Annotated in this window: 6 protein-coding genes; all 6 read right to left on the bottom strand. The window is 66.0% G+C overall.

What is annotated here, in order from left to right:
- Window positions 1-127: 127 nt before the first annotated feature.
- Genes A5681_RS06045 through A5681_RS28130 form a run of 6 tightly spaced genes read right to left on the bottom strand, consistent with a single transcriptional unit; the run spans window position 128 to window position 8,219 of the window.
- Window positions 128-808, bottom strand: coding sequence for a response regulator (locus tag A5681_RS06045; RefSeq protein WP_067270562.1), 681 nt, complete (start codon window positions 806-808; stop codon window positions 128-130).
- A complete protein-coding gene (locus tag A5681_RS06040) occupies window positions 805-3,372 on the bottom strand; it encodes a sensor histidine kinase (RefSeq protein WP_067270559.1) in 2,568 nt (855 codons plus the stop codon). Before A5681_RS06040 ends, A5681_RS06045 begins: the two co-directional genes overlap by 4 nt.
- A gap of 12 nt (window positions 3,373-3,384) precedes the next feature.
- Window positions 3,385-4,308 carry a potassium-transporting ATPase subunit C gene (locus A5681_RS06035; protein WP_067270556.1) on the bottom strand — a complete coding sequence of 308 codons (924 nt, stop codon included), beginning with the start codon at window positions 4,306-4,308 and terminating at the stop codon, window positions 3,385-3,387.
- Window position 4,309: 1 nt separating this feature from the next.
- Window positions 4,310-6,460: a potassium-transporting ATPase subunit KdpB gene (kdpB, locus tag A5681_RS06030; RefSeq protein ID WP_067270554.1), complete on the bottom strand. Its 2,151-nt coding sequence runs from the start codon at window positions 6,458-6,460 to the stop codon at window positions 4,310-4,312.
- Window positions 6,460-8,130 carry a potassium-transporting ATPase subunit KdpA gene (gene kdpA / locus A5681_RS06025; RefSeq protein ID WP_067270549.1) on the bottom strand — a complete coding sequence of 557 codons (1,671 nt, stop codon included), beginning with the start codon at window positions 8,128-8,130 and terminating at the stop codon, window positions 6,460-6,462. The genes kdpB and kdpA overlap by 1 nt, the downstream gene beginning before the upstream one ends.
- A complete protein-coding gene (locus tag A5681_RS28130; protein WP_156737862.1) occupies window positions 8,130-8,219 on the bottom strand; it encodes a potassium-transporting ATPase subunit F in 90 nt (29 codons plus the stop codon). The genes kdpA and A5681_RS28130 overlap by 1 nt, the downstream gene beginning before the upstream one ends.
- Window positions 8,220-8,619 lie beyond the last annotated feature (400 nt).

Below are 8,619 nucleotides of genomic sequence, written 5' to 3'. Positions count from 1 at the left end.
CTCCGGAACGGAGACGCCTGTGGCCCCTGTGACGTACCACGCGCAGGCCCGCTCCGTTGTCGCTATGAGGCGGGCAGTTGGTCGATTCTTCCGGCGCCGAGGCGCAAGTGACGGATGGGACGAAACCTCACACCTCGAACCGATACCCCATGCCCGACTCGGTGAGCAAGTGCTTGGGGTGCGACGGATCGTCCTCGAGTTTACGCCTCAGCTGCGCCAAATAGACTCGTAAATAATGGGTTTCGGCGGCATACGCCGGTCCCCACACCTCCTTGAGGAGCTCTTCTCGGCCGACCAGCTTGCCGCGGTTGCGGACCAGCACTTCGAGCATCCCCCACTCGGTGGGGGTGAGGTGGACCTCGGTGCCGTTCTTGATGACCTTCTTGGCGGCCAGATCGACGGTGAAGGCATCGGTCTCGATCACCGGCTGCTCCAGCTCGGCCGCCGCGGTGTTGCGGCGGATCGCTGCTCGCAGCCGGGCCAAGAACTCGTCCATGCCAAAGGGTTTGGTGACGTAGTCGTCGGCCCCAGCGTCGAGCGCCTCGACCTTGTCCGACGAGTCGGTGCGCGCCGACAGCACGATTACCGGCGCGGTGAGCCACCCCCGCAGCCCGGCCAGCACGTCGATGCCGGAGATGTCGGGGAGTCCGAGGTCGAGGATCACGACGTCGGGTTTGTGCTCGGCGGCGGCGCGCAGCGCGCCGGCGCCGGTGGACGCGGTGATCACCTCGTAGCCCCGCACCGACAGGTTGATGCGCAGCGCCCGCAGGATCTGCGGCTCGTCGTCGATCACCAACACGCGGGTCATCGCGCCTCAACCATCTGTGGCGCAGCCAATTCCACCACGACCGTGAGACCGCCGCCCGGGGTGTCGCCGGCCGTGATCGTTCCACCCATGGCTTCGACGAAGCCGCGCGCCACCGACATGCCCAGGCCCACCCCCGTGGTGTTGTCGTGATCACCAAGGCGCTGAAACGCCTCGAATATCTGCTCCTCGGCCCCGTGCGGGATGCCGGGCCCCTCGTCGATGACGTTGATCAGCACCCGATCTCCGACGCGCCCTGCATTGACCCGAACCACACAGTTGGGCGCGTACCGTAGCGCGTTGTCGATCAGGTTGGCCAGAACGCGTTCGAGCAGCCCGGCGTCGGCCAGCACCACGGCGTCACCCACATCGACCTTCACCCGGTCGATGGCCGAGCGGTAGAAACCGGTGGCCCCCTTGCCGATACTGATCAGCGCCCGTTGCACCGTTTCCTCCAGATACACCCGGCGGACGTCGGGGTGCACCACCCCCGCGGCCAGGCGCGACGAGTCGAGCAGGTTTCCGACCAGAGCGGTCAGCTGGTCGATGGACTCCTCGATGGTCGCCAGCAGCTCCGCGGTGTCCGCGGGGGAGAAGGCGACGTCCTCGGCGCGCAGGCTGGACACCGCGACCTTGGCCGCCGCCAATGGCGTGCGCAGGTCGTGGCTGACGGCCGACAGCAGGGAACGGCGCAACTCGTCGGCCCGCACGATCGCCTCGGCCCGGCTGGCCTCCTGGGCGAGCTCGCGCTGCCGGATCAGACCCGCGGCCTGCTTGGCTACCGCGCCGAGCACCCGACGGTCGCGGGCCGAAAGCTTTCGGCCCGCCAACAGCATCCAGAACTCGTCGTCGCCGACCTCGATCGCGGTATCGGCGGAATCGACCGTGACGCAAGGATCCCGGCCCACGCAGGCGACGACCTCGCCACGCTTGCCGCCGCCGTGGTCCTCCTCGCCGCGTTCGCGCAGCATGCTGACCGCGCGCTGCGAGTAGGTCTCGCGCACCCGCTCGAGCAACGTCTCGAGATCCGCCCCGCGCAGCACCGACCCCGCGAACAGCGTCAGTAGCTCCGCCTCCTGCGAGGCGCGCCGGGCCTCGCGGGTGCGCTTGGCCGCGCCGTCAACCAGCACCGCCACGGCGACCGCGATCAGCAGCAGCACGAGTTCGGTGACGGCGGCGTCGGGTTCGGCGATGGTGAAGGTGTGCCGGGGGGCGGTCAGGTAGTAGTTCAACAACAGGCTGGAGAGCACCGCCGAGGCGACGGCCGGGGCAACGCCTCCGAGCAGTCCGACCAGCAACACCCCGACGAAGAACAGGGCGCTGTCGCCGCTGGTGCCCAAATATTTGTCGAGCGCTGTCACGATCACCGCGCAGATGACCGACGGCACAACGAAGGCCGCCAGCCACGACGCCACGCGCCGCTCGTTGGGCGACAGCGACGCCGCGCGAAAGCCGCGCTTGGATTCCTCGTGGGTGACCAGGTGGACGTCGATCTTGCCCGACACCTCGACGATCCGCGCGCCGATGCCCTCCTCGAGGACGCGCGCCCACCGTGACCGGCGCGACGTGCCGATCACCAGTTGGGTGGCGTTCATCTCGCGGGCGAAATCGAGTAGGGCCGTGGGTATGTCGTCACCGACCACGGTATGCAGCGAGGCGTCCAGGCTGCTTGCCAGCTCACGGATCTTGGCCATCCGGGCCTCCGACAGTCCGGCCAACCCGTCGCCGCGGATGACATGCACCACCATCAGCTCGGCGCTGGACTTCGACGCGATCCGGGAGGCCCGGCGTACCAGCGTCTCGGACTCGGGGCCGCCGGTGACCGCCACCACGACCCGTTCGCGGGCCTCCCACGTTTCGGTGATTTTGTTTTCCGCGCGGTATTTCGCCAGTGCCGTGTCGACCTGGTCGGCCAACCACAACAACGCGAGTTCCCTTAGCGCGGTGAGGTTTCCGCGACGGAAGTAGTTCGACAGCGCAGCGTCGATTCGCTCCGGCGCGTACACGTTCCCATGGGAAAGCCTGCGGCGCAACGCCTCCGGCGTGATATCGATCAGCTCGACCTGCGAGGCCTGCCGGACGATGGAGTCCGGAATCGTCTCTTTCTGTTCGATGCCGGTGATTTGAGCGACGACGTCGTTCAGGCTTTCCAAATGTTGGACATTGACGGTGGAGATCACCGTGATCCCCGCGTCGAGCAATTCCTCAACGTCCTGCCAGCGCTTGGCGTTTTTGCTGCCGGGTGTGTTGGTATGCGCGAGTTCGTCGACCAAGACGACTTGGGGTCGGCGTGCGAGGACCGCCGGCACGTCGAGCTCGGGAAAGGAACTGCCGCGGTATTCGATGTAGCGCGGCGGAACGAACTCGATTCCCTCAAGCAGCTCAGCGGTTTTCGCCCGACCGTGGGTTTCGATCACGCCGGCCACCAGGTCGGTACCGCGTTCCAGCCGGCGATGCGCTTCGCCGAGCATCGCGTACGTCTTGCCCACCCCGGGGGCCGAACCGAGGTAAATCCGCAGTTCGCCGCGCTTAGGACGGTGGTCAACGACACTCACGTCAACCATCATCCCCCTATCGCGCTAGCTCGAGACCGGATATTTGTGATCGAGTTGCAGATTGAGTTGCAACACGTTGACACACGGTTCACCGAAAAATCCGAGGGTGCGGCCGCTTTGATTCTGTGCCAGTACTTGACGGATCTGGTCCGGGCTGACGTGCCGGGCCTTGGCCACCCTGGCGACCTGGAGGTCGGCGTAGGCCGGTGAGATGTTCGGGTCGAGGCCGCTGCCGCTCGCGGTGACGGCGTCGGCGGGTACGGCGGGGTTTGCGGGCGCGGCACCGCGGATGGGCACGATCTGACCGATCGTGTAGTCCTCGCCGTATTTCGCGCATTCGACCTTCACGCCCTCGTACAGCGTCACGAAGGCCGCCGGGGTCGTCTGGCACGGTTCGTTGACGCTGACCACCCGCGTCGGATGGGTGACGTTGCCGCGGCCGTCGCGGGGGCCGATCACCGACAGCACGGCGCCCACACCGCCACCGGTGCAGAACGGTCTCGACCCGTCCACGCCTTCGAGCTGGCCCACCGCTGCGCTGCGTGAGCACACGGTGGTCAGCAGGCTCGGCTTGAAGCCCGCGTCCGAAGCGGATTTGCCCGACGCCATGAGAGCCGGATCCGCGGGCGTGTCGACGATGCTTTCCGGCCCGAGATTGCTCGCGCTTGTCGACAGCGGGTCGTAGCCGGCCCCGGCCGCCGAGGGGCGGCTCTGGAAGTACTGCGGCAGCGCGTTCCCGTCCTTGTCGGTGAAGAGTTGGCCGATCAGCCGGCTGCCGACGGGCTTGCCGTTGGCGGTGAGGATCGAGCCTTCGGCGTTGTCGTGCAGCCCCGGTATCTGCGCCACCAGCCAGATGAACAGGGGGTAGGCGAGGCCGGTGATCACGGTCAGCACGAGCAGGGCACGAAACGCCGCCCAGTGCATGCGAACAAAACTCGAGAACTTCATGTCAGGACATCCCGGGGACGAATTGGATGATCAGGTCGATCAGCTTGATTCCGATGAACGGGGCGACGATCCCGCCGAGCCCGTATACGTAGAGGTTGCGGCTCAACAGCTTTGACGCGCTGCTGGGTGTGTAGCGCACCCCACGCAGCGATAGCGGGATGAGGGCCACGATGACGACCGCGTTGAAGATCACCGCCGACAGGATCGCCGACTGCGGGCTGTGCAGCCGCATGATGTTGATCATGTCCAGCCCGGGGAACAGCGCGACGAACATCGCCGGGATGATTGCGAAGTACTTCGCGATGTCGTTGGCGATCGAGAACGTGGTCAGCGCCCCGCGGGTGATCAGCAGCTGCTTGCCGATCTCGACGATCTCGATGAGCTTGGTGGGGTCGGAGTCGAGGTCGACCATGTTGCCCGCCTCTTTGGCGGCCGAGGTGCCGGTGTTCATCGCCACGCCCACGTCGGCCTGAGCCAACGCCGGCGCATCGTTGGTGCCGTCACCGGTCATCGCGACCAGCTTGCCGCCCTCTTGTTCCCGCTTGATCAGTGCAAGCTTGTCCTCGGGTGTGGCCTCGGCGAGGAAATCGTCAACCCCGGCCTCGTCCGCGATCGCCTTGGCGGTCAACGGGTTATCGCCGGTGATCATCACCGTCCGGATACCCATCTTGCGCATCTCGTCGAACCGCTCGCGCATGCCTTGTTTGACGACGTCCTTGAGATGGATGACGCCCAGCACCGACGCGTTACCGTCGCGGATCTCCCCGACGACCAGCGGGGTGCCGCCGCCGGCGGAGATGCCGTCGACGAGCTCGCCGAGCTGCTGGGGAACCTTGCCACCTTGACCGCGAACCCATTCCGCGACGGAGCTGGCCGCGCCCTTGCGCAGCTGGTGCCCGTCGATGTCCACGCCGGACATCCGCGTCGCGGCGGAGAACTCCACCCACCGGGCGTGGGCGAGTTCGCCCGGCGTGCGCGCGCGTAGCCCGAAATGCTGCTTGGCGTAGACGACGATTGAGCGTCCCTCCGGCGTTTCGTCGGCCAGGCTGGATAACTGCGCGGCGTCGGCGAGTTGCTCGCTGGTGACTCCGTCGAGCGGGACGAAGGCGCCGGCCTGCCGGTTGCCCAGGGTGATGGTGCCGGTCTTGTCGAGCAGCAGTGTGTTGACGTCGCCGGCGGCTTCCACCGCGCGGCCCGACATGGCGAGCACGTTGCGTTGCACCAGTCGGTCCATGCCCGCGATGCCGATCGCGGAGAGCAACGCGCCGATGGTGGTGGGGATCAGGCACACCAGCAGTGACACCATCACGATGCCGGTGACGCCGTTTGCGTTGAGCGCCTGGGTGTCTGGGACGCCGGGGTTGTTCATCTTCGAATAGATCGCCAGCGGCTGCAGGGTGGCGACGGCGAAGACGAAAATGATCGTCAACGCGGCCAACAGGATGTTCAGTGCGATCTCATTGGGCGTTTTTTGTCGGTTGGCGCCCTCGACGAGCGCGATCATGCGATCGATGAAGCTCTCCCCGGGCTTCTGCGTGATCCGTACGACGATCCGGTCGCTGAGCACGGTGGTGCCGCCGGTGACCGCCGAGCGGTCGCCCCCGGACTCGCGGATCACGGGCGCCGACTCGCCGGTGATGGCCGATTCATCCACGGAGGCAATGCCTTCCACGACGTCGCCATCGCCCGGTATGACTTGGCCGGCCTCGACCACGACGATGTCACCCTGCTGCAGCAGTGGCGCGGCAATCTCTTCTTCGGTGACCGGCGCGCCGGGTTTCCAGTCTCTGAGCCGCCGGGCTGGGGTATGGGTCTTCGCCCGGCGCAGTGACTCGGCCTGGGCTTTGCCTCGCCCTTCTGCGACCGCCTCGGCGAGGTTGGCGAACAGTACGGTGAGCCATAGCCAGGTCACGGTCAACCAGGCGAACCAGGTCGGGTCGATGATGGCCAGCACAGTGCTCCAGGTGGCGCCGATCTCGACGATGAACATCACCGGGTTGCGCCACAGGGTGCGCGGGTCGAGTTTGCGCAGCGCGTCCGGCGTCGACTTCCAGAGCATCTTCGGGTCGAGCAGGCCGCCCTGAACGCGTTTTGTGCTGGCCGGGGACGCGGGCTGAGTCTCCTCAGCCGTATCGACGGTGGAAGCGGTCATCAGTGGATTCCTTCAGCGAGAGGCCCGAGCGCGAGCATGGGCAGGAAGGTCAGGGCCACCAGGATCAGCGTGACCCCGGCGACCATGCCGACGAACTGTGGCCGATGGGTGGGCAGAGTGCCCGCCGATTCCGGCGTCATTCCCTGCTTCGCCAGCGAGCCGGCCAGGGCGAGGACGAGCACGATGGGCAGGAATCTGCCGAAGACCATGGCCAGTCCGAGGGCCGTGTTGTACCAGTTGGTGTTGACGCTGATGCCGGCGAAGGCCGACCCGTTGTTGTTGGCGGCGGAGGTAAACGCGTATAGGACTTCCGACAACCCGTGCGGCCCGGTGTTCAGCATGCCGGACCGTTCACCGGGCAGGGCCATCGCGATCGCGGTGCCGGTCAGCACGATCAGCGGAGTGACCAGGAAATAGCTTGCGGCAAGCTTGATTTCGCGCGGATTGATCTTCTTGCCGAGGTACTCCGGTGTCCGCCCAACCATCAGGCCGGCGACGAAAACGGTGATTACCGCCAGGACGAGCATGCCGTAGAGGCCCGAGCCGGTGCCGCCGGGCGCGACCTCGCCGAGCTGCATGTTGAACATCGTGATCATCCCGCCGAGGCTGGTGTAGGAGTCGTGGAAGGAGTCGACGGCGCCGGTGGAGGTGAGTGTCGTCGAGTCGGCGAACACCGCCGAGTTGGCGACGCCGAAGCGCTGCTCTACCCCCTCCATGGCCGAGCCGACCGCGGTCGGCACAGTGCCATGGTGCTGCAACTGGAACCACATCATGAACGTCACGCTGATCGCGTACAGCGACGCCATGACCGACGCGATCGCATAACCCTGCTTCGTGCTGCCGACCATGCGCCCGAAGGTTCGCGGCAGCGAGAAGCTGATCACCAGCAGCAGGAAGATCTCCAGCCAGTTGGTCCACCTCGTCGGGTTCTCGAATGGGTGGGCGGAGTTCGCGTTGTAGAAGCCTCCCCCGTTGGTGCCGAGCTCCTTGATGGCCTCCTGGCTGGCCACCGGGCCGCCGGTGACGGTCTGCTGCGCGCCGCCCAGGGTGTTGACAACCTGGTCGTGCAGGTGGAAGTTCTGGATCGCCCCACCCGCGACGAGCACGATCGCGCCGACAACCGAGATCGGCAGCAGGATGCGAAGCACCGTGCGCACCAGGTCCACCCAGAAATTGCCAAGATCGCCGGTGCGCCTCCGCGCGAACCCGCGCACCAACGCGACCGCCACCGCCATGCCGACGGCCGCCGAGACAAAGTTCTGCACCGCCAGCCCGGCCATCTGCACCAGGTGACCCTGGGTGGACTCGCCCGAGTAGGCCTGCCAGTTGGTATTGGTGACGAAGCTGACCGCGGTGTTCCATGCCAGCCCCGGCGTCATCTGGGTGGCCGGATCATGCAGGTGCAGCGGCAATTTACCCTGCACCAGCTGGAACACGAACAGGAAGAGGATGCTGATCGACGAGAACGCCAACACGCTGCGCGCGTAGGCGCCCCACGTCTGCTCAGAGCGGGAATCGACACCGATCAGGCGATAGATCGCCCGCTCGACATACGAATCCTTGTCCGACGTGTAGACCCGGTACATGTAGTCCCCGAGGGGAACGTGCACCGCTGCCAGTGCCGCGACGAGGACGAGCAGGAAGATGATTCCCGCTGTTGTTGTGCTCACTAGAACCTCTCCGGGAACAGCAGGGCGCAGCCGAGAAACAGCGCAAGAATTATGGAAAGCGCCAAGCCGACGATGTTTTCGTAGCTCACAGCCGCTCGACCAGCTTTTGCACCAGGCCGAGGACGGCGAACACCGCCACCGTGAGCACGACAAAGGCCACTACGCCCATCTTGTCTCCGTTCCGCGCCGATCCGCGTGCATACGAAAGGACCTCATCGAGTCAGCCACAACGCCGTTCTCGGAGGCAAGGTCAGCTTGAAGCTAATTGGGGCAGGCCCGATAGGGCCTTTGGTTGACACTTTTCTTACGGTGGCCCAGGGCTCCCTTACGGTTTGTTTACGCACGTTCGTTCGAACCTGCCGACAACTCCCGCCCGGCGACATCCGGACCGGCGGCGGCACGCTTTTTCATCCCAGCATCGGAGTAGGTGTCCCCAATCACGATGACGGATAGGAGTTTTGAGGAACTCCGCGGCGGCCGGCCTCGTCA

The organism is Mycobacterium scrofulaceum, from assembly GCF_001667885.1.
GTDB lineage: Bacteria > Actinomycetota > Actinomycetes > Mycobacteriales > Mycobacteriaceae > Mycobacterium > Mycobacterium scrofulaceum_C.
The sequence above is the reverse complement of the archived record's forward strand: the minus strand, read 5'-3'. Positions and strand labels throughout refer to the sequence as shown.

Coding starts and splice junctions, on each gene's coding strand:
- A5681_RS06035 (WP_067270556.1), bottom strand. CDS start 4,308: ATGAAGTTCTCGAGTTTTGTTCGCATGCACTGGGCGGCGTTTCGTGCC.
- kdpB (WP_067270554.1), bottom strand. CDS start 6,460: ATGACCGCTTCCACCGTCGATACGGCTGAGGAGACTCAGCCCGCGTCC.
- A5681_RS06040 (WP_067270559.1), bottom strand. CDS start 3,372: ATGATGGTTGACGTGAGTGTCGTTGACCACCGTCCTAAGCGCGGCGAA.
- A5681_RS06045 (WP_067270562.1), bottom strand. CDS start 808: ATGACCCGCGTGTTGGTGATCGACGACGAGCCGCAGATCCTGCGGGCG.